Origin of the sequence: Pseudoalteromonas sp. T1lg65 (genome assembly GCF_051930985.1) — a bacterium.
Lineage (GTDB): Bacteria > Pseudomonadota > Gammaproteobacteria > Enterobacterales > Alteromonadaceae > Pseudoalteromonas.
In genome coordinates this window covers 3,376,444-3,401,725 of sequence record NZ_CP196837.1, presented here as the reverse complement: position 1 = coordinate 3,401,725, position 25,282 = coordinate 3,376,444, and the positions used below count along the sequence as shown (strand labels likewise).

Sequence of the window (25,282 nt, the reverse complement as noted above, 5' to 3'; positions counted from 1 at the left end):
AAAATGAGTGACAAAAACGTGCCAAAATGGCAACGAACGCTACTGTGTAAACTGGTTAGCTATTACAAAAACAATCAAAACTACAGTTTTGTTTTTCGTGACAATAAATGGTGCCTGCAACCTAGCGACAAAGCTAAGCTAATTCAAGTGGTAGCAAAAACAGCGTATAAAGAACAAGTCGAAAAGTTACCTATCACCGATCAAAAAGCGTTGCAAAGTTTATTGAAACTTCGTAAGCAGAAGAATCCTCTGGCCCGTTTTATTTCACTGTCTCGTTATAAGGATGACAGCTCAGTAATGCTAAATAACTGGGAATTTGATGCTGAGGTGCCTGATGCACCCATTCTAATTCCCGAAACAGCCTTACTTGCAAACGCCGCTAGTGATCAAGAGTTAATATTGGTTAACGATGAATACTTCCTCGCGAAGCGCAATAATATTATCTATTCGACGGCAAAGTATGGGCTAGTAAATAGCCCAGAGCGATTTGCAAACACAGTTGGGGTTGGTTTTAATTCAACGACATCTTTGCAATCTGAGCATGATCTACTTAGCCGCATAGCCCATGCACTGATCTCCACGCTACTAACCACAAGCATTGCATTTTATCAGCCCAAGGCATGGCGAGCCTATGGGGATAAAATCAAAAAGGCTGCCTTGTTTACTTCGCTTTCTTGTGCTGCTTATCTGGCGCTTAGTAGTGCTTATCTGGTTATTAAAAAAGAATTTCTACAGACTCAGTTGGCAGAAAATCAGACACAGATAAATGAAGCTTTGCTCGCCTTTTCTGGCTTCGAAACGGGAAAACAACGTGTCGAAAACTGGCAAAGCATATTTAATAACACGCCAAAATTGTCTCCCAGTTTATTGGTGCTGGAAAAGTTACGCTATCAAGCGACCATTGAACGGATTAATTACAAAGGCGATCGTTTTGTTATTCGTGGAAAAAGTAAAAACTCTATTCAGGTGCTTGAGTCTCTGAATCAATTTGACTGGATTGTTGACCCAAAATTCGATTTCCCAGTTCGAACTTATCAGGGGCTTGAAGAGTTCGTTATTAGCTACGACACACAAAAAGATGCGTACAAAGAGACCATTAACTTAGCTAGCGTAGAGCCAAACATGAGAGAAGAGAGTAATGATTGAGCAACTAAAACAGCATAAACTGTTGTTAGCTATTGTGTTGATCTTAGTTTCCTTAAAGTTTGTCATTGTTCCATTATTTACATGGCAAAACAAACAACTGGATGAAATAGCAAAAGTACAACTGCGTTTGACTAAAGCTGAGCGCATCATGATGCAGCAGCAAGAAATAGACAGTGCCAAGCAATTAGTAGAGACGCAGCAGGAACAATATCAAACTCTTTTTTCAGATTGGCAGGCCCCATCGACATTTAAAATTGACGCTCAAAAAAGTATAAATCAGTGGCTAGATAATTTTAATCTCAATACCAATAGTGTTGGTTGGCAGCCCGCACTGAAGTTTTCAGGTGCTCAGCTGCATCGAGAGCAAATGCGTCTAAACATTTCAGGAGAACTCTCTAATCTTGGTCAATTTTTGGTGGCACTTGAAAAAAACAAACCATTAATTGCTGTAGAGTATCTCGATCTGAGTGTACGGGGCCTATCACCCGAAGAAGGCGGAAATGGTGAAGCAAGTTTATTGTTATCGTTTTACATGAATGAGGGAGTGAAGAGTGAGTAAGGGATATTGGTACTTATTATTAGCTCTTTTTATGATATTTGTATTTGACGCTTTAGGGCGACTTACAACGAATGTGGATAACAATGAACAGCCATTTGATGTATCAGATGCTCAGACGCTCGTATTACCTTCGTTGGCACCAGCGAGTGAAGAGTCAATTACAGCTGCTTTGTCTCAGCTGTCATTAAAAGCAACGCAGGCACCAGAACCAGAAACTAATGGGATGAGCCCAGAACAACAGGCTTTGCAAAGTGGCGAGTTGGAGTCTGTTTACGCGAAGGATAAAATTCTCACCTTAAAAGCCGTGGTTCAGTCAGATCAAGTCACTTATGCGTTAATTCAAGTAACGCCTGTCAATGGTGGAATGAGTAAACTACAACGTTTTAACCAAGACTCGCGCATAGAGGGGTTTACCATCAAAATTAACTCAAACACCAAAGTTGAGTTAGTGCAAGGTGAGCAAAAGATCACACTGATTATGTATCAAACTACTAAAAATTAAAGACGACGGAAAATCTATGAAACAAGCACAGAAAATCTTACTTGGTTTTATTGTCACAGCGGGTCTGTCGGCATGTAGTTCGGTATCGAATTCAGTGTCAGTGGATAACTCGTATCTACAAAAAAATAAAGCCACTTCAGAGTCTAAAAATACAGTTGACGTGGCTGAAGAAAAGGCAGCAACACCGACAAAGCCATCAGGTTTGAAATACATACCAGCTTTGCTCTCGGATGAAGTAATGCAATCTCAGCAGGCTGATTTGGCTCTACAGTTCAGTGATTCTGAGCAAGTAAAACTTACCGCAGATAGCTTAAAAGTGAAAGACTATCTTCATTACGTGTTTGGTGAGGTGTTGGGCTTAAACTATATCATTAGCGATGAATTAGCTAATAGCGATGATGCGATCACCATCAATTTAAAAGAACAGCTAAGCAAACGCAAGCTATACAATATTAGCCAAGAACTTCTAACAGAGCGTGGTATTGTTATTCGTGAGAAAGATGGTGTTTTTTACATTCACCTGTCAGAGAATGGCTCGAGTGGCAACGTGGTTTATGGCTATGGCAGAGATATAGAAGATGTGCCGCAAGGGACAGGAAGTGTTATACAGCTGGTACCTTTCAAAAGTGGCATGCAGAATATGCTTGCTAACACTATCTCGCAAATGACTGGTGTGACAGCCAAACCGTTGTTTGAACAACATGCAATTTTGTTTAGAGGTAGTAGAGCTGAAGTCGTTAAAGCACTTGAGTTTATGAAAGTGATGGACAAGCCCGCTTTTAGAGATCGACACATAGGCCTATATAAGTCGACCTTTATACCAGCAAATGAATTATCGATGAAACTGGTAGAGATTTTAAAGCAAGAGGGAATTTCAAGTAGCCATAGTGGAAGTACAGACCAAGCACTAACAATAGTAAAAATAGAAAGAACCAATACGCTAATATTTTTCAGTAATAATGATGATTACCTGAAAAGGGTAGAGTTTTGGTCACAACGCCTTGACCAGCCAGCTGATGGTGATGAAAAGCAATATTTTGTTTTTGAACCGGAATTTGCACGCGCAGTTGATTTAGGGCAAAGCCTACAAAATCTATTGGGGAGTGGCTCAAGTAATGCGCTTCGGCAGAGCACATCGGCAAGCGCAGAAGCTCAGCAACAATCTAGCAAAAAGAGTAGTCTCAACATTGGAGTCACTAGTGATAATCTTCGAATGGTAGTGGATGAACGCTCTAATGCCATTATTTTTCATACATCGGGTTCTGAATATCGTAATTTATTGCCTTTGGTCAAGAGGCTTGATGTCATGCCTAAACAAGTTGTGCTAGAAGTTTTGATTGCAGAAGTGTCGCTAACCGACGAGTTTAGTCAAGGCGTAAAATTTGCGCTTTCCAATAACAGAACGGCACGCACCGGGTATTACAGTTTAGGAGGTGACGCTGCAACGGGCCTTAATTATGTTCTTGAGGGCTTAACGGGTAAATTGGATGTACAGTTATTCGAAAAAAACCAAAATGTTAATGTATTATCAAGACCAACCATTGCGGTAAGAGACGGTGTCGAAGCGAATATTGCAGTAGGGGATGAAATACCCACAACCGGGGAGATTGTCACGGACCCGGTAAATGGCGCAAGAGCTTCAGTGGTTTACCGTAAAGTGGGTATCGATTTAAATGTGACCCCAACGGTAAACGCTCAAGGAGTAATCCTGATGGAAATCGAACAAGAAATCAGTAATGATGCTTCTGGGGATGATGCGGTAGAAGGAAAGCCTACTATTTTTAAACGCAAGTTTAAAACAGAAGTAATCGCAGCTGATGGTCAGACTATTATGTTGGGTGGCTTGATCAGCCAGAATAACAGTTTAACCAATACTGGTGTGCCGTTTTTCTCTGATTTGCCGATTCTAGGACGTCTTTTTGATGGCAAAAAAGACACTAACACCAAAACCGAACTAGTGGTGATGGTGACACCGCGTGTTATTCAGGCTGCAGAACAGTGGCAGGGCGTGATGGACGCATTTCAAAAGAACCTAAATAACCTAGATTTTAGTGATAAAAATACTAACTAGATTGGTAAAAGTGAGCTAGGATAGTCATAAAAGTGACAAAATTTTCACTTATCTTAAAATGTAAATGTGAGTGAAAACACCTAGAAGTACTTTTTCACATTATTTAAAAGTGGGTGTTTAATAAACGATTTTAACTGTGGTGTAAGTTATCTCTCTGATTATTATAGTTTTTTTAATTTGATTGGATATTTTGCACTTTAGTATTAACGCTTAGTTTTTGCATAGTTAACTGCTTGACAATACAGAGACAATGGTTAGACTAAGCATGGATTTGATCGGATGTCACTTGGGTGACGGCCTAAATGAATGATCAAATAAAAAGAAAAATAGGAACACACTATTGTTCTTGTTTCATGAAACTTTGGAGAATGGAAAACATGTTCAAAAAATCTCTACTAGCGCTAGCTCTAGCTGGTCTAGCTACATCTGCAGTAGCTACTGAAGTAGTTGTAACTAACGTAGACATTAACGTAGAAGGCGTATCTCTTGCGTCTAACGGTCTGACTGTAGCAGGCGGTGCGAGCCAAATTTAATTAGGTTCTGGTTACACAATCAACGATACTATTACTATCACAGTTGCAGGTGCTACAATTGACAACACTGCAGACTACCGTTTAACTGTTGACGACGGCACTGGCTTTAGAGTAGTGACATTCGACCCGATCGATAACACCGCTAACTCTTTAACATTCCGTGTAATTAGTGTTGCTGATGGTACTGATCCAATTAAAGGTGCTGTTTATAACCTTGAGCAAACTGTTAACGGTACTGATTGGACAAACTTGTCTTATAAAGTGACTTCAATTACAGATAAAGGCGTTGTTACTTTAACCGCTAAGTCTGAGCTATCAACTGGTAAACCTTTTGACTCTCAGGGTACAAAAGACAAAGGTATAGCAATCACTGCAGCTACACAGTTTACAGGTACAGTGACAGGTGTTGATGCGGTTGTTGATGTTGAAAAACTGCGTAAAGGTTTCTCTGGAACAGCTCCTTCAGTTAAGATGACTTTTGCTGAAAATGAATTAGTTGGTAATGTTACAGAAACTGGCTATGTTGCAACTCTTGCTGGTGACTTCACTGGTATTGATGCAATTTATGAGCTTGGTGCTGACAAAGCAATCGGCGGTGGTGACGATACTAAACTGACAATTGCAGACGGCAAAGCAACATTAGATAAAACTGTTACTGAAATTCCTGCAGAATTGAACTTCGGTTTTGTTCTTCCTGCAGCAGACAAAGCAGTTGCACTTACGGCTCCACAAAGCATCTCTGGAACGCTAGTAGCTAAAGTAAGTACAAACAACTTAACAGTAGCAACTAAAGCTGATGCTTCAAAGTGGACACTAAATGGTGACTCTGAGTTCGTTGAGTTTGTACCTTTCCAAGATGTTTATGCTCGTGCTATCACAGTAACAAACAACGGTACTGTTGAAGGTGAAATCCTAGTTGAACTATTTGCTGATGGCAAAATGGTTGCTGCTAAGAAAGTTGGTACAGTAGCTAAGTACGGCGTTACAGATATCTCTGCAGCTGTTGATGCACTAGCTGCTGAAAACGAAGTTACTGGTTTCGCTGGTATTCGTGTAACAACTAACGCACCAGCAACTCAAATCGAAGTTTCTGCTGTTTACTACCACAAAGATGACAAAGATCGCGTAAAAGTTAACTAATACGGTTCTTAAGAATGATCTTAAAGCGAGCTCTATAGCTCGCTTTTTATTTAGCATACATATTTCAATCAATACCTATCTCGTTTAATCTACCACTTCTAATAAGCTTCTGTGTTCGGTAAACTAGCCTACAGTAGCAATCTAGAGAGTCTGTAGTGATTTACCCTATCGCAAAGCCATTCCTACCTGAGTTGGATTTATATCAACAGAAAATAGCAGATATCTTTGCTAGAAACAGGTTAACAAACAGCGGCCCTTATGAAAAAGCTCTCACAGAGGCTCTGCAAAAATATTTGGGTGTTGAGTACTTGCTTTTAGTGGCTAATGGTACTGTAGCATTACAGGTTGCATACCAAGTTTTTGGGGTTAAGAAAGCGATAACTACACCCTTCACTTTTGCTGCAACACCGGGTTCGTTGAGTTCACAGAACATTGAAACCAGATTTGCTGATATATGCCCAAAGACATTTAATTTAGATCCACAAACAATTAGTAATAAAGAGCTTCAGTGGGCTGATGCATTGGTTCCTGTACATGTTTTTGGCAACCCTTGCAAGGTTGATCAGATTGATGCGTTGGCAAAAAAACACCAACTTAAGGTGATATATGATGCTGCCCATTGTTTTGCAAGTAAGTATAGAAATAAATCGCTACTTAACTTTGGCGACTGTGCAACGCTTAGCTTACATGCTACTAAGCTGTTTCATACTGTGGAAGGCGGAGCTATCATATTTAAGCGTAAATCTGATTATGAAAATGCAAAGAAGATCATTAACTTTGGATTAAACATAGAACAAATCCCAGAATTTATTGGTACCAACGCTAAAATGAGTGAGATGCATGCTGCTATGGGCTTATGTGTATTTGAACATATCGACTATATTACAGCCCATCGCTCAGGGCTTTTCAATCGATACCAGAGCCTACTGTATAAGGACGTCGGGTTTCAGCATTGGCCGGAACATACCGTAAGTAATGGTGCTTATATGCCCATTTTATTAAAGAATGAGTTAGAGTTGCTTTATTTGAGTAAGTGGTTAGAGAAATTTGATATCCAGACTCGTCGTTACTTTTATCCGAGCTTGGACAGTCTAGGTTTATATTCATCTAAAGTTGAGAGTTCAGTTTCGCAATCAGTTTCAAATAGAGTGCTTTGTTTACCTATGTATTCCGATTTGAGTTATGATGATGTGGATTATATCTGTGGCAGAGTGTTGGATGGGCTAAATGATTATCGGCAAAACACATGATACAAGATCAGCACTATAGTAAAACAGAGTTAATCGCTATGGGGTTCAAGGGTGTAGGTAATGACTGTCTTATATCACGCAAAGCCTCGTTTTATGGCATTAAACGAATCTCGCTCGGAGATAATGTACGAATAGATGACTTTGCAGTATTGTCTGCTGGAACTGAAGGGATTTCGATAGGTAATTATATTCATATAGCTGTGTACACCTCATTGATTGGAGCTTCGCATATCAAGCTCGATGATTTTGTAAATCTGTCCTCCAGAGTTAGTATTTACTCAAGCAGCGATGATTATAGTGGTGAGTGGTTGACTAACCCGACCATTGATCCCAAGTTCACTAATGTTATCAGCAAACCGGTGCATTTAGCGGAACACTGCATTGTTGGCTCTGGTAGTGTCATATTACCAGGCGTTCAACTGGGAGTGGGCGTTGCTGTTGGCGCGTTAAGCTTGGTTACTCGCTCAGTAGAACCATTTAAAATTGTGGCAGGTTCACCCGCTCGATTCGTAAAGAAAAGAAGTACAGCACTACTTGATAAAGCTGAAGAGTTCAAAAGCACGCTGTAATGATAGTTCACATTTTTCCTGATACTCCACATCATTATGTTGCTATGCAAGGCTTTTTTGAGTGTTTGCCATTACACCTAGAGCAGCGGTATTGGATATTAGGAAAAGAAATCGCTACCAGACAAGAGTTTCGATTTTTTAGCTCAGAACAAGTTTTGCTCGCCGGACTTCGCGAGCTTCCCTCGTCAGTTAGCTTGGTTTTTCATGGTTTGTTTTCACCTGTTTTAATTCGAAATTTGGCATTTAGCGGTTATTTAAAGCGCTCAGCCTGTATTTTATGGGGGGCTGAAATTTATCGCTACCAAAATACCTGCGACATAAAGGGGTGGCTCAATAAACTGGCGCATGGTGTTTTACTGGGCCGAGTTAAGCATGTTTTTGCGCTAAACGAAGGTGATGCGAAGCTGACTAAAGCTACTATGCGACTTTGGCGGGACGTTCAGGTACTGCCCTATCCATTGATTGATTTTCGGTTAAGTCAAAACCGTCTAACTGATGACAAGTTAAGAGTCTTGTTAGGCAACTCAGCCGATCCGAGTAATCGGCATTTATATTTGCTGGATTTGATAAACAAAGCTCAATTAGACGATGTTGAAATCTATGTGCCACTTAACTATGGTGGTTCAAGTCCCTATGTCGATGAAGTGATTGCATACGGAAAATCAACTTTAGGAGAGCGATTCAAGCCCATCACAGAGATGTTGAGTAAACAGCAATATGATGAGTTGCTTTGTTCGGTTGATCTCAGCTTGTTTGGACAGCAACGACAACAAGGTCTGTATGTGGTGTATGCCATGCTCTTGCAAGGTAAACCCATGTTTTTAAATAAACATACTTCGACCTATCAGAACTTAACTGCTCAAGGCTTCCATTTATTTGATACTGGCGACTTTACTGAATGGTCGAACAATTCGAAATGCGATACACATTCCAAGCTTATGCAAGAAAATAGGGAGCTCATGCAAAACAAATTCACTGAGTCAGCTTTAGCTCCTAACTGGTTGTCAATGTTGAAAATGTTGAATGCTTAATGGTCAATTTTAAAGCAGTAGCTAAAGGGGTGTCATGGTCGGCAATGGCGACTGTGGTCAAAGCGATAGCTCAGTTGGCGATATTTATTATTCTTGCTCGTTACCTATCGTTAACGGAATTAGGATTGATTGCCTTTATTACCTTGCTCGTTAGTATCTCACAGTTATTGAGTGATGCTGGCATATCAAACGCGCTGATATTTTATGAAAACCTAAGCCTACATCTTAAAAAGCAATTATATATTGTCGGACTAGCGTTAATTGCGATAGTGACGCTAATTGTTGTTAGTGTATTACCGCTTTTGGGTGATTTTTTTAATCTGCATGCACTTGAAGAGCACCAAACTCTAATCGCTGTGATTTTGCTATTGCGAGGGATGAGCGCCCAACCGTTAGCCCTACTACAAAAGCAACTAATGTTCAAAAAAATAGCATTAATCGAAGTCGTCGCCTCAGTAATATCTCTTTTGGTGCTGCTTTATGTAATGTGGTTGGAGCTTGGTGTACAAGGTGCGCTACTTGTACATTTTACAAATGCTTTGCTCATCGCTATTTATTGTACTTACTCGTGTAGAAGCGAGCTTGGATTTGCTTTACCTCGCTACAGAGAGTTATCAGAACCACTTCATTATGGGTTATATCAAAGCGCAGAGGCGGTTATTAGCTTTTTTAGTCGACAGCTAGATCAACTGGTCATCACAAAAGTAATGGGAGCAGAAGTGTTGGGTGCTTATGCTTATCTCAAAGAGTTGATTGCAAAGCCTGCGCTTCAGTTTATTAACCCCGTTGTTAACAGGGTTGCGTTTCCGTCATTGGTTAAACTCGATAAAGCGTCAAGGGCAGTCCTTTACTTAAAGATCATGTTTGCTGTTAGCTTAATTCACGTACCGCTTTATACTGGTTTGTTCTGGTATATTGAACCAACAATTTACGTGGTATTTGGAAGTGACTGGTTAAAATACAGCGAGGTAGCAGCGATTATAGCCATCACAATGTTGATGACTGCTTTAATAAATCCTTGCGGACCTTTATTACAAGCTGCTGGTGCTGTGAAGCGCTCATTTGTTTGGAATACAGCCATAACCTTGGCACGTGTTGCTGTTGTTGTAATAACCGCATCAGAAGGCTTGTACACGTTAGTATTAGGCTTGGCATTGTTACAGAGCGTTGTCTTTGCTCTGCATTGGTTTATTCTTGTCGAGCCGTACATTGACAAAAAAGTGACCTCATTTTTCATTTCCTTACTTCCAGCCTTATTTGTAACACTAGTGTCTTTGACGCTATTGTCTGCACTAGGCGAGTACTTAAAACTTTCTTCGGCACTTTCGCTGTTTAGTTACGTATTAGTAGTCACTATATGTATAGCTATTTTATTGTTTTTGTTAAAATCAAAAAAAATCAATGTGTTTAACGAGACGTAGCCCACATACATGAGAAATAAAGAATTCTGGTCGCCAAGCAAATTTGTTCACCGTAACGGTAAACTGAGAGTTAATAATGACTTGAAAGAAGTGAGTTTATCGTCGCGATTAGCTGCAGACTTGGTTGCTGCTCACTACCAGCAACATTTAAGTTCATTTGCAACCGGCAAGCTACTTGACCTCGGATGTGGAAAGGTTCCTTTTTATGGTGCATATTCGAACTTTGTAAGCGAAGTGACTTGCGTAGACTGGGGGCAGTCTTTACATGACAACCAATATGTTGATCATCTTTGTGATTTAAATCAGCCTTTACCTTTTCAGGATCAAGAGTTTAACACTGTTCTATGTTCGGATGTACTAGAACATTTGACCAATCCAGAGAGCACACTTAAAGAGGTTGCCCGTCTTTTAAAGCCAAATGGAGCACTTATTATTAATACGCCTTTTATGTATTGGCTCCATGAACAGCCGTACGATTACTTCCGTTACACTAGGTATGCACTACAAAGAATGGCCAAACAAGCCAACTTAGAAGTCGCTGTGTTAGAAGATGTGGGTGGAGCATTAGAAATAATGGCAGATGTGTTCAGTAAATTTGCAATCAAAATCCCAGTGGTTGGTAAGATACTTGCTTGGACGGTTCAAACATGCGCTCTGTTTCTTTCTCGAACAAGTGTTGGTAAAAAGCTAATGAAAAAGACCAGTAGTACAATGCCTATGGGATATTTCTGTGTGTTTGTTAAGAGGTCATCGTGAGTAGCTCGTGCGGTAGTCAGTTCCCAAAAGTAATCATTGGGATCCCGACCTATAAACGCCCAAAGGGCCTAGCAAGATTGTTAAACTCCATCGCTAAGCTCAGTATAGCGGAAATGAACGTCTCTGTATTGGTTGCTGATAATGATCAAGCTGAGCAAGCAGGTATCCACCTAGTCGAGCAGTTGAGAGCTGAATATCCACTACGTATAGATACTGTGGTTGTTGAGAACCGAGGTATCTCGTTTGTAAGAAACGCAATGCTAGAAATTGCATTTGGTAAGAATGCAGCTGACTATTTCGCGATGGTTGACGACGATGAGTGGGTAGAGCCAAACTGGTTGTATGAACTTATAGCAATGCACAAAGCAAGTGGCTGTGAAGTCGTTGGTGGTGTTGCACTCGCAGAATTTGAATCTGACAAGGTACCAGAATGGACAAAAGAGCTGTCAATATACTTTCCGGAACAGGTTTTTGAGTCTAGAGAAATTGATTTATTAGAAAGCTCAGCCAATGCACTGTTACATAAATCGGTTTATTTTGGTTTTAATCAACAGCGCTTTAATCCCTTCTACTCAGTCTATGGTGGTGGAGATAAAGAATATTTTACTAGGTTAAAAGCACAGGGAGTCAGGTTTGCAGTTGCACACAAAGCTGTTTCCCATGAAGTGTATGGTCGTTCTAGAACTTGCAAAAGTTGGGCTGCTGAACGAGCGTTCAGAATAGGAGCTGCGGACATGAGGATCATTATGCTTCATCATTGCTCTTGGACTAAGGTATCAAAAGAGTTGGTCAAGCTGGTTATGGCATTATTTTTTGGGATGTTCAGCTATTTATTCTCATTCACTTCACAAAGTAAAAGAATGAAAGGAAAGCTACTTATACTGCGCCAGATAGGTAAAATTAACGGGCTGTTAAACAAACATAAACCCGTCTACAAAAAAGTCCATGGGGAATGAATATGCTTCCAAAGTACCGTGAATTAAACTGCGCAAGAATATTTGTTACAGGTGGAGCTGGATTTATTGGTAGCGCAGTCATCCGCAGACTGTTAAAAACAACCGAAGCAACCATTCTTAACTTTGATAAGTTGACCTATGCTTCGAATGAGCTTGCGTTGAACAAGTTTACTCAGTTCAAGCAGTATCAATTTATTAAGGGCGATATATGTGATTCCCAAATGCTTGAAAATGCAATTTTCAGGTTTAAGCCAACGTATATTTTGCACTTAGCCGCTGAGAGTCACGTTGATCGCTCTATTACTGGCCCTGCCGAGTTTATTACAACTAATATTGTCGGCACCTATGAATTATTAGAGGTTGTTCGAAAGTATTACGCACAACTTTCACTTGAAGAACAAGCGAAATTTAAGCTTCACCACATATCAACCGATGAGGTATATGGTGATCTTGATGCGACTGAACCTCCGTTTACCGAGGAAAACACTTATAAACCTAGTTCACCCTATGCTGCTTCCAAAGCGAGTAGTGATCACCTGATTAGAGCTTGGGGAAGAACCTATGCTCTGCCAATAATTATTACCAATTGCTCTAATAACTATGGACCCTATCAGTATCCTGAAAAGCTGATACCTCTGATGATAAAAAATGCAATTGAAGGACAACCAATGCCAGTTTATGGTGATGGCTCTCAGGTTAGAGATTGGTTACATGTTGACGACCACGCGAGTGCCTTATGCACAGTATTGAACTCTGCTAATGTAGGCAGTACTTATAATATCGGTGGTAAAAATGAAATTAGAAATATCGATTTGGTGAATATGATATGCACATATTTAGAAGAGTTATTGCCTAATCACCCTTTGTCATTGGCTTCAAATGGTCCCGGTTTTCAATCTTTAATACAATTTGTAAATGACAGAGCAGGGCATGACAAAAGATACGCTATAGATAACAGCAAGATCCAATCAGAATTGAGCTGGTATCCGAGTTATCAGTTCGAAGAAGGTCTCTTCCAAACAGTAAAGTGGTACGTTGCTTTCTATACCGAGAAAAGTGCTGAGGCAAACTTATGAAAGGAATCGTTTTAGCGGGGGGCAGTGGAACACGCTTGTATCCTGTGACGCAAGGCGTCTCGAAGCAATTATTACCAATTTACAATAAACCCATGATTTATTATCCCTTATCCGTTTTAATGTTATCTGGGATCCGCGATATCTTAATAATCACCAGCGAGCACGAGCAAGACGCTTTTAAGCGCTTATTAGGTGATGGAAGTCAGTTCGGAATAAGTTTGCAATACGCGGTTCAGAAGTCACCCGATGGCCTAGCGCAGGCTTTCTTAATCGCGGAATCATTTATTGGCACTGATCCTGTTTGCTTGGTGTTGGGCGACAATGTTTTTTATGGGCAGGCTTTTTCTCCATACCTTTATGAGGCTTCAAAACTAAATGCTGGAGCAATGGTATTTGGTTATCCAGTTGCAGATCCTGAACGGTTCGGTGTAGTTGAATTTGATAGTAATAATAAAGCGGTTTCAATAGAAGAAAAACCCAAAGCACCTAAGTCAAACTTTGCCGTGACTGGCTTGTATTTTTACGATAACAACGTGATAAATATTGCTAAGTCAGTAAAACCCTCAATGAGGGGAGAATTAGAAATCACCTGCATTAATAAAGAGTACCTTCGTCGAGGGGAACTTAAAGTTAGCGTGTTAGGACGAGGGTTTGCATGGCTGGATACGGGAACTCATGATAGTTTGTTAGAAGCGAGTCATTTCGTACAAACGATTGAGCGACGTCAAGGGCTAATGGTTGCTTGTTTAGAAGAAATAGCTTGGAATAAAGGTTGGATAACAATGGAACGCTTAGCATCACAAGCGAGTACTCTGGCTAAAACAACTTATGGCGAATATTTAATGGGTCTTGTTAATAAAGTACAAAGCTAGGCGATGTATCTGAAAATTAGGACGTAAGATTAATGAGATGATGGTTTGAGCATGATAAGATCACCCCTTTAAACTTAGTCTTAGTAGTTTTGATACTGGTGATTACTCACAATACGCCTCTTTGTAACTAACCCTTAATCAAAAATTTTAAAAGAAACGAGTTTGGCAAAAAGTACCTTTTTCAACAATATACTGACGCTGGTGTCTGGTACCGCGTCCGCACAGCTTGTTTTACTGCTGATTTCGCCTATTTTGACTCGTCTATATAGTGCTGAGCAGTTTGGCAACTTTGGTGTATTTGTAAGTATTGTGACTATCTTATTGGTTTTGGCTAGTTTGAAGTACGAGCTTGCATTGCCTTTGATAAAGCAGGCATCTATTGCCAAGCCTCTGTTTCACCTTTGCTTCTTACTGATAATTGTAGTGTGTAGTGTGGTTGGTATTATTGTTTATTGCTTTGATCGGGTTTTAATCGAGCAATTAAACTTATCGTTAAATGATACCGAGCTGTACTTAATACCATTGGCATTGTTTGTGTGTGGTAGTTATCAGTTACTACATTTTTATGCCATCAAAACAGGCGCTTTTAAAGCGCTTAGTATTTCGAAAGTGGTTCAAGCAATCGTTATTGCTGTTACCCAAATTACACTATCTTTCTATAGTGTGTTTGGCTTATTACTTGGTCACATTGCTGGCTTTTTAGCCTCTAGCTTTATATTTTTAGTGCAGCAACGTAGCGTACTTAAATCTGTACCATACAGGGCTTGTCGCTTGCTTGCTGTAGCTAAGCGCTATCAAAATTTTCCTAAGTTTACACTTTGGGCTTCTCTTGCAAACACCTCTAGTACCATGATGCCAGTGGTGTTGTTTTCAGGTTTTTACTCCCCAGCATTGGTTGGACTTTATATTTTGGCGCATAGAATGTTATTTGCGCCTGTCACCTTAGTGGGAAATGCGGTGGGCAATGTGTTTATGTCGAATGCTAAACACTATTTGTTAGAAGGCAATTTAGCGCTGAAAACACAAGACATCCATACCCGTTTGATTTTATTAGCCATGCCAATAATGGCTGTTACTTGGCCATTTTTACCAGAGATATTTTTGTTAGTATTTGGTGATGGCTGGTATGCGGCAGGAGAAATAGCACAGTACATTGCGATATGGATTTATTTTGTGTTTACCGCTTCTCCTATTAGCACTGTGTTAGTGGCGATGGAAAAACAAAAGCTAGCAGCAGGCTTCGATTTTATTGCATGTATTATTCGCGTTGGTAGTGTTTTCGCGCTTTCATTTTTACCTTTTGAACATGCGATTATGTTCTTTTCGCTGATCAACGCAGTGGTGGTTTGTGCTTTTATTACCTTGGTTTTTTCACAACTACAAATCTCTTTTATAAACACTTTTAAGTACCATATCAAAGCATTCGTTCTATTGGGCATACCCAGTTTTATCATTAATAGTTTATTGGTAACAGATAACCTGCTTGTAGGTTTCTTAGTAACTGTCTTAGTGATTTTTCCGGTTGCGTTGTTACTATTTAGGAAAAAGATTTGAAGATTCTAGTTTTACCTTCTTGGTATCCCCCTCACAAGGGGGAATTTGTGCAACAGCAGGCTGACGCGCTAGTAGACTTAGGCCATGATGTTACTGTACTGAGTATTGAACGCGTTTCACCTAGAAATGCTATTCAATGGGTTTGGGCTTGGCTGTCACTATGTTTAAGCGCTTTTTCTGTGACACAAGAAGGCAAGCTCAGAGTTTGCCGAGCTTCTGTTCCTGGTATGCCTAAATTTTATTCTTTGTATGCTGAACTGTTTGCGTTTAAGACCAAACGGGTTTTTGCTAAATTACGCCGTAGTTTGAATTATCACCCTGATGTGATCCATGCACATAGCCTGATTTGGGCGGGATATGCAGCAAGCAAGCTATCAACGCAGTACAAAATCGCTTATCTCATTACTGAACATCGAGGGCGATTTATCAACAATGAGTTTGTGAATCGCGCTGAAAAAAAGGAAATGATGCTTCCTCAAGTGAGAGCGGGGTTATTAGGTGCGAGCAAAGTACTATGCGTATCCTCAAAACTAGTCCCTTATCTGGCATCTCTCAGTTCTGAAACACCAATAGATGTATTAGCCAATATGGTTGATGTTGACCGTTTTACCCTCAAAAACAAGCATGGAAATGATGCGCATTGTCGGTTTATTTGTGTTGCACATGTAACGCCACTAAAAGGTCATGAAACATTAATACAAGCATTTGCAAAATTACAGGCAGCGGGAGAGAGCGCATCGTTAACCATAGTTGGTGATGGTTGGTATTTGCAAACCATCAAAGCACTGGTGTCAGATCTGGAAGTCGAAAAACAGGTTGTATTTAAAGGGCACCTAACTCAAGCACAGGTGCAGACCGAACTACAACAAGCGGATGTTTTTGTGCTTCCGAGCCAGTATGAAGCCTTTGGACTTGTGTATATAGAAGCAATGAGCGTAGGCTTACCCGTTATCGCAACGAATACCGGTGGAGCGATTGATTTTGTCAATCAAAAAAACGGCATGCTGATCGAACCAAATAACGCTGATGTTTTGTATCAGGCTATGCAAACGATGTGCAATAAACGAGAAGAATTTGATAGTGAGAGTATTGCAAGCTCCATTAAAACGCGATTTTCTACCCAAGCTATAGTCACGCAACTAGACGCTCAGTTAGCACAAATATCAGGAAAAATTGATGTATCAAGTCGTTAAAAAGCAACAGGCTAATTTTATTCAATTCGGTTATGCGTACTTTGAGCAACAGCTTGCCAAAGCTGAAGCTATTATCGCCAAGGTTGTCTCAGGCTTCTCACTTTCCGATTTTGCTGGATTTTTTGCTTTTTTATACGAAAACGAAAGTGCAGTTTACTTAGTTGCTGATAGAGCGAGATCAATCCCATTATTTTATGCGGTTGTTGATGAGTGTATTTATTACTCTGAGGAGTATAACTGGTTAAATGCTCAGCTAGTATCTCGAGAGTATAGTAATTTAAGTGAAAGTGAGTTTTTACTAACTGGGTATGTTTGTGGCTCAAATACGCTTCATCCTCAAATTCACCAAGTAGAAGCGGGGCAGCGAGTCGTAATATGCAAAACTACAGGTAAAGTAACTAAACAGGATTGCTTTGTTTTTCATCATCATGAACCAGCTGACTTTGATGAAGCTCTGCTCAGGCAGAAGTTAGATTTAGCCGTTGAAACGGTGTTTAAGCGCTTAACAACAGTCGCGAACGGACGCCAAATTGTATTACCACTTTCCGGTGGGTTTGATTCAAGACTGATCGCCTCAACGATTAAGCGGTTAGGTTACGATAATGTGGTTTGCTTTTCGTATGGTTTGGCAGGCAATCATGAAGCATCATTGAGTAAACAAATTGCAGATGGGCTCGGCTTTCCTTGGCATTTTATCGAATATACCAAAGAAAAATGGAAAAAAGCATGGTTTTCTAAAAAATCTACTGAGTTTCAGGCAATGGCATCCCAGGGGAGTTCACTTCCTCATATTCAAGACTGGCTTGCGGTAAAGGAGCTGAAGGAAAACAACCTTATTGAAAGTGACGCTATCTTTGTGCCGGGGCATAGCGGTGATTTTGTCGCGGGTTCTCATATTCCAAGTAAGGTTTTTGAGCGAAAGCAATTTTCTGGCGCCGACTTAGTAACACAAATTTTGCAGGACCATTACGATAAACAGCCACTAGAAGAGCTATCGCAACAGCATTATCAATCGGTAAAAGCAAGCCTAGATGCCCAGCTATCACCTTCACCTTCAATGAGCGATGTTGAATTTGCCAATGCTTACGAGTTGTGGGACTGGCGAGAGCGGCAAAGCAAATACATTATTAATTCGGTCCGCGTATATGAGTTTTTTGGTCTACAGTGGTGGTTGCCTTTATGGGATAAGGAATTTGTCGAATTTTGGTGTGAGGTACCGCTAAAACTGCGAGAGCAAAGGCTTTGGTACAATGCCTATGTTGCCCAAAAGTTCACCGATGTTGTTGGCAAGCACAGTAACATTGCAGATAAAAACGCGGCTGATTTCAGCCTTGCAAGGAAGCTAGCGCATACCGTGTATGCTTATCTGCCTAAGAGCATAAAGCGGATCATCTATCGCCGAAAATTACGTAGTGATTTTGACAATCACTTCCTCGCTTTTGGCGCCCTTTTATCTGAACAGCAAAAAGCAGAATACAATAAGTTTGGCTACACCATCATCGGAATATATTGCCAGCTATTCTTAAAGTCACAGTGGGGAAAAATTTCGTAAAAGTAGCGTGATTGCAATATTTAACAGTTTTATATATTCATCGTGGTATATTCGCCCAACTTTGCGCAAAGAGTGTCATCTTAACAGGGAATTAAAGGACTATCGGTTGTGTCTAGGTATGGTAATAAGGTAAAATTCGTCGGTTCACGGATTGTGTTTATTCACACATTTATTTTTAAAGTAGTAATTTGCGCTACTAGGTATATTCTCAACTAAATTGGCTACATATTTATGAAAGTTGTAACAGTAATTGGGGCGAGGCCACAATTTGTCAAAGCCGCTACATTCAGTCGCGCTGTCAGAGAACACAATAAACACAATGAGAATACCGTAAAAGAGATCATTATTCATACTGGGCAGCACTATGATGCCAATATGAGCGATGTGTTTTTTCAAGAAATGCAAATTCCTAAACCCGATTACAGCCTAGGTATTGGTGGGGGTACTCATGGTCAAATGACGGGCCGCCAGCTTGAACAGATTGAAAAAGTTCTGTTAGATGAGAAGCCTGACTGGGTATTGGTTTATGGTGATACTAACTCAACACTTGCAGGCGCATTAGCTGCAGCAAAATTACATATTCCAGTCGCGCACGTGGAAGCCGGATTGCGTAGTTTTAATATGCGAATGCCAGAAGAAGTTAACCGCATTCTTACCGACCAAATTAGTGAAATTCTTTTTTGCCCTACCCAGGCCGCAGTAAACAACCTTCATAATGAAGGCTTTGCTAGCAAAAGTTGTCAGGTACTGAATGTGGGTGATGTGATGCTTGATGCCGCTAGCTTTTATGCCAAGGATGCAAAGCGTCCAAATATTTCCGACTACAAAGAGTTTCATCTTTGTACTATTCATCGTGCAGAAAACACCGACGATGCAAGCCGTTTAAAAAGCATAATTACAGCATTAAATGCGTTGTCCAAAACGACCCCTATAATTTGTCCAATCCACCCAAGAACAAAAAAGCTCATCGAAGGATTGGGTCTAGAAGTTAATTTTGATGTGATACCGCCTGTTAGCTACTTTGAAATGGTTTGGCTGCTGGAAAATTGCGAGCTGGTACTTACGGATAGCGGTGGTTTACAAAAAGAAGCGTATTTTTTCAACAAACCATGTATTACAATGCGTGACCAAACAGAGTGGGTTGAGCTGGTCGAAGCTGGCATGAATCAGCTTGTTGGTGCGGATACGAATGCGATTCTTGACGCGGTTGTTAATGCGAAAACTACAAACTTAGACAACGCAGTAAGTTTATATGGCTCAGGTCAGGCCGCAAACGATATATTGGATGCATTATTGAAAGCAGAAAAGGCGTAATGAAGCAGCAATTTGAATATATTGCTTTCGTCGACACTGAAAAAACTCCAGGTGTCGCAAAGAAGATTGAAAGCACCGTTGCTTCGGCCAAAAAACTGGGACTAAGTGCCAAGTCAACGCTATTTTCGCCAAATTTATCTGGTGCTTGGGGTTTTATCAAGGCATTGTTCAACACAAAGACCGAAGTCGTATTTGTGCGTTTTTCTAGTTTGTTGTTTCCATTTTTATTTTTTCCTCTTTTAGTCGCTAGATTAAAAGGAGCAAAAATAGTCGTAGACGTGCCGACACCAAGAAAGTCTGTACTTGTTGAGCTTAAAACCGCAGAGCCTCGGCTTGTTGTGCGCATTTTTAAACAGCTGATATCATTGTTGTCGGCCAGTTGGGTGTTATTGCCGGCTAATTTGATCGTGCAATATGCGCAAGAATCAGCGTGGTATTTATTCGGCGTTAAGCATAAGACACTTAAAATTGGCAATGGTATTAATATTCCAAACAATTTGCCTATTGCAAACGCAGCATGGTGTTCTGGCGATACATTGAATTTAATTGCCGTTGCACAGCTTGCTCAATGGCATGGCTATGACCGACTGTTGAAAGCGATAGCTAAGCTTGAGCAGCAGCCAAGTGCACCGCAGTTACAATTGACCATTGTAGGTGAAGGAGAAGCACTAGAGCCGCTTAAATCACTGGCGAAAGCGCTTAATATTGACAATAAGGTCGTATTTACGGGGTTTCTCTCTGGCGCTAAATTAGATGCGCAGTTTAGCCATGCGCACATTGGTGTGGCCAGCCTTGGACTTTATCGTATCGGCTTAGAAGAAGCATCGGTACTTAAAACGCGTGAATATGTTGCTCGTGGTCTAAGTGTGATTGGTGCAGCTCACGATCCTGATTTTCCAGAAAACTCAGAGATCCGCTTAATGGTGAGTAATAGTGATTCAGTAGATGACATCGCAGAATTGCTTGCCACGTTGCCTGAGCGTAAACTAATGTCGCCTGTTAAGCTCAGAGCGTACGCAGAGCAAAACTTAAGCATGGAAAGTAAGCTTAAAAGCATTTTAGATAAGTTAAATTAATAAACACGGTGTATAGATAGTTTGATTCATTCAAGAGTGTTAGACACAAAGTTGTCTTCTAAAACAGCCTTCGACAATTTACTAGGTGAGAGTATAAATGGACTCACTCGCAGTATTGCAGTGACGTTTGTGAACCCTTTCTCTTATTCGTTGTTGAGTAAAAATGCGCGATTATTATCTGGGCTTGATGTTGTTTTCTCGGACGGTTCGCTGCATACCAAGCTGCATAACACTTTTAACCACAATAAAATCCAGCGTCTAAGTTTTGACTTCTCATCTATTGCCGTCGATGTACTGAAGTTTGCCAACGAAACCGGCAAGTCTATTGCATTTATTGGTGCAAAGCCGGGGTTGGTCGATACTGCAGTAAAAAATTATCAATCAATGTTCCCAAATCTCAACGTTGTTTATCAACATCATGGCTATTTAAACAGCAGTGAATTAAAACAACAAGTCGTGGCTGAGTTAAACATCAAGCAGCCTGAAATCATTGTTTGCGGAATGGGTACGCCAAGGCAAGATGAGTTCATTGTCGAATTAAAATCTGAATTGAAAACACCGGCCTTGTTGTTTACCTGTGGCGGTTTTATCGAACAGTCGGCGATAAAAGCGGACTATTATCACCCATTAATCAAAAAGCTTGGATTACGTTGGTTACAAAGAGCGGTGCTACATAAACACGTTCGCAGACGCTTGGTAAAAGAATATCCTAAGTTTGTTTTCAGTTATCTACGAGTACAGATGAAAAACAAACGCATTCAATCCGTTCAACAAGCTAACCCTCGCGAGAAATAGGAAAGGTATGTTTTCTCCTTCACCATCAAAAAAAATAGGCATTATTGGCCTTGGATATGTTGGCCTACCACTGGCAGCTGAGTTTGGTAAGCATTTTGACGTTTTGGGCTTTGATATAAATGAGCGCCGAGTTGAACAATTGCAAAATGGGTTCGATGCCACATTAGAAGTAAACGAAGCGCAGTTAGCGGAAGCGACAAAATTATCTTACTCGTTCAACGAAAACGACTTGGCTGATTGCAATATTTATATTGTCACGGTGCCGACGCCTATTGACGATACCCATGCGCCAGATTTAACACCATTAAAAAAAGCGTCGGAATTGGTAGGCAGACACATCAACAATAATGATATTGTTGTTTTTGAAAGTACGGTTTATCCCGGTGCAACGGAAGAAGTCTGTATTCCAATTATCGAGAAGGTATCCGGACTTACGTTTAATCAAGATTTTTATGCAGGTTATTCACCGGAGCGGATTAATCCGGGAGATAAAGTTAATACCCTGACCAAGATCACTAAAATCACCTCGGGCTCAACCGCAGAAGTGGCTGATTATATCGATGAGATGTATAGAACCATTATCACGGTTGGTACTCATAAAGCTTCGTCAATTAAAGTGGCTGAAGCCGCTAAGGTCATCGAAAATACTCAGCGAGATCTTAATATTGCGGTGATTAATGAATTTGCAAAAATCTTTAACCGATTAAATATCGATACCGAAGAAGTGCTTAATGCGGCAGGTACCAAGTGGAACTTCTTGAAGTTCAAACCCGGATTAGTGGGCGGTCATTGTATTAGTGTCGATCCTTACTATTTAACTTATAAAGCTGAAGAAGTCGGGTATCGTCCTGAGGTTATTCTTGCGGGTCGTCGTATTAACGATGGTATGGGCGAATACGTTGCTACGCAATTGGTTAAAAAGCTGTCGAGCAGAAAAATTCATATCGATGAAGCCAAAGTCTTGGTTTTAGGCTTTACGTTTAAAGGTGATTGCCCAGATGTCAGAAATACCAAAATCATCGATGTGGTGAGAGAACTTAACGACTTTAATATGTCAGTCGATGTTTATGACGGCTGGGCAAGTAGTGATGAGGTTGAAAAGGAATATGGTATTTCACTCATTGAGCAAATTCAGCTAGGCCAATATGACGGTATTGTATTGGCTGTCGACCACTCTGAATTTAAAGAGTGGGGAGTTGAGAAGATTAGAGCCTATGGTAAAGCTGAACACGTTTTATATGACGTGAAACATGTTTTAAATCCTCAAGATGCAGATATAAGGTTGTAACTGAGTAATGGATAAAGTAAAAAACTTCGCGTTAATTGGTGCGGCAGGCTACATTGCACCACGTCATATGAAAGCGATTAAAGAGACGGGTAATTTTTTGTCCGTGGCGTATGACATCAACGACTCAGTAGGAATAATCGACAGTATTTCACCTCAAAGTGAATTCTTTACTGAATTTGAGTGCTTTTACGATCATGCTTATAAGTTAAAACGAGACGATACAACTCGTCTTGATTATGTTTCAGTGTGCTCTCCCAACTACTTGCATCATGCTCACATTACCGCAGGACTACGTTTAGGCTGCGACGTAATTTGTGAAAAGCCCTTGGTACCGACGTTGGCGGAATTGGATGATCTTATTCAAGTTGAACAAGAGACAGGCCAAAAAGTTTATAACATTCTGCAATTGAGACATCACCAAGCTATTCTTGACTTAAAAGACAAAGTTGCAAATTCCACAGCTGAGCAAAAGCATGAGGTTGAGCTGACTTACATTACTTCACGTGGTAAGTGGTATATGCAAAGCTGGAAAGGCGACCCTCGCAAGTCGTTTGGTGTTGCAACTAACATTGGCGTACATTTTTTCGATATGTTGCACTTCATTTTCGGAAACTTGCAGCGTAATGATTTGCACTTTATGAATAACGATAAAGCGGCAGGGTATTTAGAGTATGAAAATGCCAGAGTTAAATGGTTTTTATCAATAGATGCCAATGACTTACCAGAGTCTGTCAAAGGTAAGCAACCTACCTATCGCTCCATCACCTGTGATGGTGACGAGTTAGAGTTTTCTGGTGGCTTCACAAATTTACACACCGTTTCATATCAAGAGATCCTTACTGGTAGAGGATATGGCTTAGATGACGCTCGTCACTGCATAGAGACTGTCAACGCAATTCGACAGGGCACAGTACATATCGAGTCACAAACTGAGCTACATCCATTTATACAAGGCAAGATATAATGGCCTACCAAAAGCATGATAGCGCTATTATTGATGAAGGCGCTCAAATCGGAGAAGGCTCTCGAGTTTGGCACTTTGCCCATGTGTGTGGCGGTGCCAAGATTGGTGCTGACTGCTCTCTTGGCCAGAATGTGTTCGTCGGTAACAAAGTGACTATTGGTAATAACGTTAAAATCCAAAATAACGTGTCGGTTTACGACAATGTTTATTTGGAAGACGACGTTTTTTGTGGTCCCAGTATGGTGTTTACCAATGTGTATAACCCAAGATCTTTTATCGAGCGTAAAACTGAATACAGAGACACGTTAGTAAAAAAAGGTGCAACGCTTGGGGCTAACTGCACAATTGTGTGTGGTGTCACGATTGGTGAGTATGCGCTCATCGGTGCGGGCGCGGTGATTAACAAAGACGTAAAGCCATTTGCACTGATGGTGGGTGTACCAGCAAAGCAAATTGGTTGGATCAGCAAATATGGTGAGCAATTAGATTTGCCACTCACTGGTGAAGGTGAAGCAACTTGTCCGCACACTGGGGATAAGTATGTCCTTAAGGGCAACTTAGTTGAGCTAGTAAAGTAACGGAATTTTTATGCAGTTTATTGATTTAGCAGCGCAGTACCAAGAACTAAAAAGTAAAATTGATGCGCGCATTCAAAATGTTTTAGATCACGGTCAATACATCATGGGCCCTGAAGTTAAAGAACTAGAGCAAAAGCTAGCCAGCTATGTGGGTGTTAAACATGCAATTACCTGTGCTAATGGCACAGATGCGCTGTCGTTAGCGCTGATGGCATTGGATGTAAGACCCGGAGACGCGGTTTTTTGCCCAACATTTACCTTCTTCGCTTCGGCGGAAACCATCGCATTTGCAGGAGCAACCCCGGTTTTCGTCGAATCAAATGAAGATACCTTTAATATTTGCCCGCTCGATTTAGAAAAGCGCATAAAAGCAGTGATAGCTGAAGGTAAGCTCAATCCAAAAGTGATTATGGCGGTGGACTTATTTGGCTTACCGGCAGATTACCCGGCATTAACGACATTAGCTAAAAAGTACGATTTAAAAATCATCGAAGATGCGGCCCAAGGCTTTGGTGGAGAAATCAATGGTAAGCGAGCAGGTTCTTTTGCGGATATTGCGACCACGAGCTTTTTCCCCGCTAAACCATTAGGTTGCTACGGTGACGGTGGCGCATTATTTACTGATAATGATGAATACGCAGCCTTGATAGAATCACTGAGAGTGCACGGCAAAGGAAAAGATAAATACGACAACGTACGCATTGGGATGAACAGTCGTCTAGATACCATTCAAGCCGCGATATTACTTGAAAAGCTTGCTGCTTTTCCCCAAGAGCTGATAAATCGTAATAAAGCCGCTGAAAAATACAATCTTGAGTTAGCCAGTAAACACAAAATACCAATGGTGCCAAATGGATATCTGAGCTCTTGGGCGCAATACACGATTCAGGTTGAAGACCGAGACAGTGTAATGCAAGAATATAAGGCTAAAGACATTCCGACCATGATTTATTATGGCACTTGCATGCATTTACAGACCGCCTTTAAGGATTTGGGTTATCAACGTGGGGATTTTCCCATAGCTGAAAAACTGGCAAACAGTGTGTTGAGTCTACCTATGCACGGATATTTATGCCGGGATTAACC

At 40.7% G+C, this 25,282-nt stretch carries 24 protein-coding genes; all 24 read left to right on the top strand.

Translation table 11 applies throughout. The features are described 5' to 3' along the window. Nucleotides 1-3 precede the first annotated feature (3 nt). Nucleotides 4-1,146, top strand: a complete 1,143-nt coding sequence (locus ACSLBF_RS15145; RefSeq protein ID WP_440054193.1) for a hypothetical protein — start codon at nucleotides 4-6, stop codon at nucleotides 1,144-1,146. Beyond that, nucleotides 1,139-1,705 (top strand): GspMb/PilO family protein, encoded by a 567-nt coding sequence (locus ACSLBF_RS15140; protein ID WP_440054192.1) that lies wholly within the window; start codon nucleotides 1,139-1,141, stop codon nucleotides 1,703-1,705. The genes ACSLBF_RS15145 and ACSLBF_RS15140 overlap by 8 nt, the downstream gene beginning before the upstream one ends. After that, nucleotides 1,698-2,207 (top strand): hypothetical protein, encoded by a 510-nt coding sequence (locus ACSLBF_RS15135; protein ID WP_440054191.1) that lies wholly within the window; start codon nucleotides 1,698-1,700, stop codon nucleotides 2,205-2,207. The genes ACSLBF_RS15140 and ACSLBF_RS15135 overlap by 8 nt, the downstream gene beginning before the upstream one ends. Nucleotides 2,208-2,223: 16 nt before the next feature. Beyond that, nucleotides 2,224-4,278: a type II secretion system protein GspD gene (locus ACSLBF_RS15130; RefSeq protein ID WP_440054190.1), complete on the top strand. Its 2,055-nt coding sequence runs from the start codon at nucleotides 2,224-2,226 to the stop codon at nucleotides 4,276-4,278. Between the two features lie 377 nt (nucleotides 4,279-4,655). After that, nucleotides 4,656-4,811, top strand: a complete 156-nt coding sequence (locus tag ACSLBF_RS15125) for a hypothetical protein (RefSeq protein WP_440054189.1) — start codon at nucleotides 4,656-4,658, stop codon at nucleotides 4,809-4,811. Nucleotides 4,812-4,829: 18 nt separating this feature from the next. Then, nucleotides 4,830-5,951: a hypothetical protein gene (locus ACSLBF_RS15120; RefSeq protein ID WP_440056246.1), complete on the top strand. Its 1,122-nt coding sequence runs from the start codon at nucleotides 4,830-4,832 to the stop codon at nucleotides 5,949-5,951. Between the two features lie 191 nt (nucleotides 5,952-6,142). Next, entirely contained in the window at nucleotides 6,143-7,201 is a 1,059-nt protein-coding gene (locus tag ACSLBF_RS15115) for a DegT/DnrJ/EryC1/StrS family aminotransferase (protein WP_440054188.1), read from the top strand. Further along, nucleotides 7,198-7,770 carry an acyltransferase gene (locus ACSLBF_RS15110; RefSeq protein ID WP_440054187.1) on the top strand — a complete coding sequence of 191 codons (573 nt, stop codon included), beginning with the start codon at nucleotides 7,198-7,200 and terminating at the stop codon, nucleotides 7,768-7,770. The genes ACSLBF_RS15115 and ACSLBF_RS15110 overlap by 4 nt, the downstream gene beginning before the upstream one ends. Continuing rightward, nucleotides 7,770-8,801: a TDP-N-acetylfucosamine:lipid II N-acetylfucosaminyltransferase gene (locus ACSLBF_RS15105; protein ID WP_440054186.1), complete on the top strand. Its 1,032-nt coding sequence runs from the start codon at nucleotides 7,770-7,772 to the stop codon at nucleotides 8,799-8,801. The genes ACSLBF_RS15110 and ACSLBF_RS15105 overlap by 1 nt, the downstream gene beginning before the upstream one ends. Then, nucleotides 8,801-10,222 (top strand): oligosaccharide flippase family protein, encoded by a 1,422-nt coding sequence (locus ACSLBF_RS15100; RefSeq protein WP_440054185.1) that lies wholly within the window; start codon nucleotides 8,801-8,803, stop codon nucleotides 10,220-10,222. Before ACSLBF_RS15105 ends, ACSLBF_RS15100 begins: the two co-directional genes overlap by 1 nt. Nucleotides 10,223-10,231: 9 nt before the next feature. Beyond that, the gene (locus ACSLBF_RS15095; RefSeq protein WP_440054184.1) at nucleotides 10,232-10,978 is read left to right on the top strand and encodes a class I SAM-dependent methyltransferase; all 747 of its coding nucleotides are present in this window, start codon (nucleotides 10,232-10,234) and stop codon (nucleotides 10,976-10,978) included. After that, nucleotides 10,975-11,934 (top strand): glycosyltransferase, encoded by a 960-nt coding sequence (locus tag ACSLBF_RS15090; RefSeq protein ID WP_440054183.1) that lies wholly within the window; start codon nucleotides 10,975-10,977, stop codon nucleotides 11,932-11,934. Before ACSLBF_RS15095 ends, ACSLBF_RS15090 begins: the two co-directional genes overlap by 4 nt. Nucleotides 11,935-11,936: 2 nt before the next feature. Further along, nucleotides 11,937-13,010, top strand: coding sequence for a dTDP-glucose 4,6-dehydratase (rfbB, locus tag ACSLBF_RS15085; RefSeq protein ID WP_440054182.1), 1,074 nt, complete (start codon nucleotides 11,937-11,939; stop codon nucleotides 13,008-13,010). Next, on the top strand, nucleotides 13,007-13,882 hold the full coding sequence (rfbA, locus tag ACSLBF_RS15080) for a glucose-1-phosphate thymidylyltransferase RfbA (RefSeq protein ID WP_440054181.1): 876 nt from the start codon (nucleotides 13,007-13,009) through the stop codon (nucleotides 13,880-13,882). Before rfbB ends, rfbA begins: the two co-directional genes overlap by 4 nt. Nucleotides 13,883-14,044: 162 nt before the next feature. Continuing rightward, nucleotides 14,045-15,436 (top strand): lipopolysaccharide biosynthesis protein, encoded by a 1,392-nt coding sequence (locus tag ACSLBF_RS15075; protein WP_440054180.1) that lies wholly within the window; start codon nucleotides 14,045-14,047, stop codon nucleotides 15,434-15,436. After that, nucleotides 15,433-16,629 carry a glycosyltransferase gene (locus ACSLBF_RS15070; protein ID WP_440054179.1) on the top strand — a complete coding sequence of 399 codons (1,197 nt, stop codon included), beginning with the start codon at nucleotides 15,433-15,435 and terminating at the stop codon, nucleotides 16,627-16,629. The genes ACSLBF_RS15075 and ACSLBF_RS15070 overlap by 4 nt, the downstream gene beginning before the upstream one ends. After that, nucleotides 16,613-18,181, top strand: a complete 1,569-nt coding sequence (locus tag ACSLBF_RS15065; protein WP_440054178.1) for an asparagine synthase-related protein — start codon at nucleotides 16,613-16,615, stop codon at nucleotides 18,179-18,181. Before ACSLBF_RS15070 ends, ACSLBF_RS15065 begins: the two co-directional genes overlap by 17 nt. 231 nt (nucleotides 18,182-18,412) lie before the next feature. Continuing rightward, entirely contained in the window at nucleotides 18,413-19,495 is a 1,083-nt protein-coding gene (gene wecB / locus ACSLBF_RS15060; protein WP_440054177.1) for a non-hydrolyzing UDP-N-acetylglucosamine 2-epimerase, read from the top strand. Next, on the top strand, nucleotides 19,495-20,571 hold the full coding sequence (locus ACSLBF_RS15055) for a glycosyltransferase (RefSeq protein WP_440054176.1): 1,077 nt from the start codon (nucleotides 19,495-19,497) through the stop codon (nucleotides 20,569-20,571). The genes wecB and ACSLBF_RS15055 overlap by 1 nt, the downstream gene beginning before the upstream one ends. Nucleotides 20,572-20,622: 51 nt before the next feature. Continuing rightward, the gene (locus tag ACSLBF_RS15050) at nucleotides 20,623-21,366 is read left to right on the top strand and encodes a WecB/TagA/CpsF family glycosyltransferase (protein WP_440054175.1); all 744 of its coding nucleotides are present in this window, start codon (nucleotides 20,623-20,625) and stop codon (nucleotides 21,364-21,366) included. 7 nt (nucleotides 21,367-21,373) lie between these two features. Beyond that, nucleotides 21,374-22,654, top strand: coding sequence for a Vi polysaccharide biosynthesis UDP-N-acetylglucosamine C-6 dehydrogenase TviB (tviB, locus tag ACSLBF_RS15045; protein WP_440054174.1), 1,281 nt, complete (start codon nucleotides 21,374-21,376; stop codon nucleotides 22,652-22,654). Nucleotides 22,655-22,661: 7 nt separating this feature from the next. Further along, a complete protein-coding gene (locus tag ACSLBF_RS15040) occupies nucleotides 22,662-23,618 on the top strand; it encodes a Gfo/Idh/MocA family oxidoreductase (RefSeq protein WP_440054173.1) in 957 nt (318 codons plus the stop codon). Further along, a complete protein-coding gene (locus ACSLBF_RS15035; RefSeq protein WP_440054172.1) occupies nucleotides 23,618-24,196 on the top strand; it encodes an acyltransferase in 579 nt (192 codons plus the stop codon). The genes ACSLBF_RS15040 and ACSLBF_RS15035 overlap by 1 nt, the downstream gene beginning before the upstream one ends. 10 nt (nucleotides 24,197-24,206) lie before the next feature. Then, nucleotides 24,207-25,280, top strand: a complete 1,074-nt coding sequence (locus ACSLBF_RS15030; protein ID WP_440054171.1) for a DegT/DnrJ/EryC1/StrS family aminotransferase — start codon at nucleotides 24,207-24,209, stop codon at nucleotides 25,278-25,280. The last annotated feature ends 2 nt before the right edge of the window (nucleotides 25,281-25,282 follow it).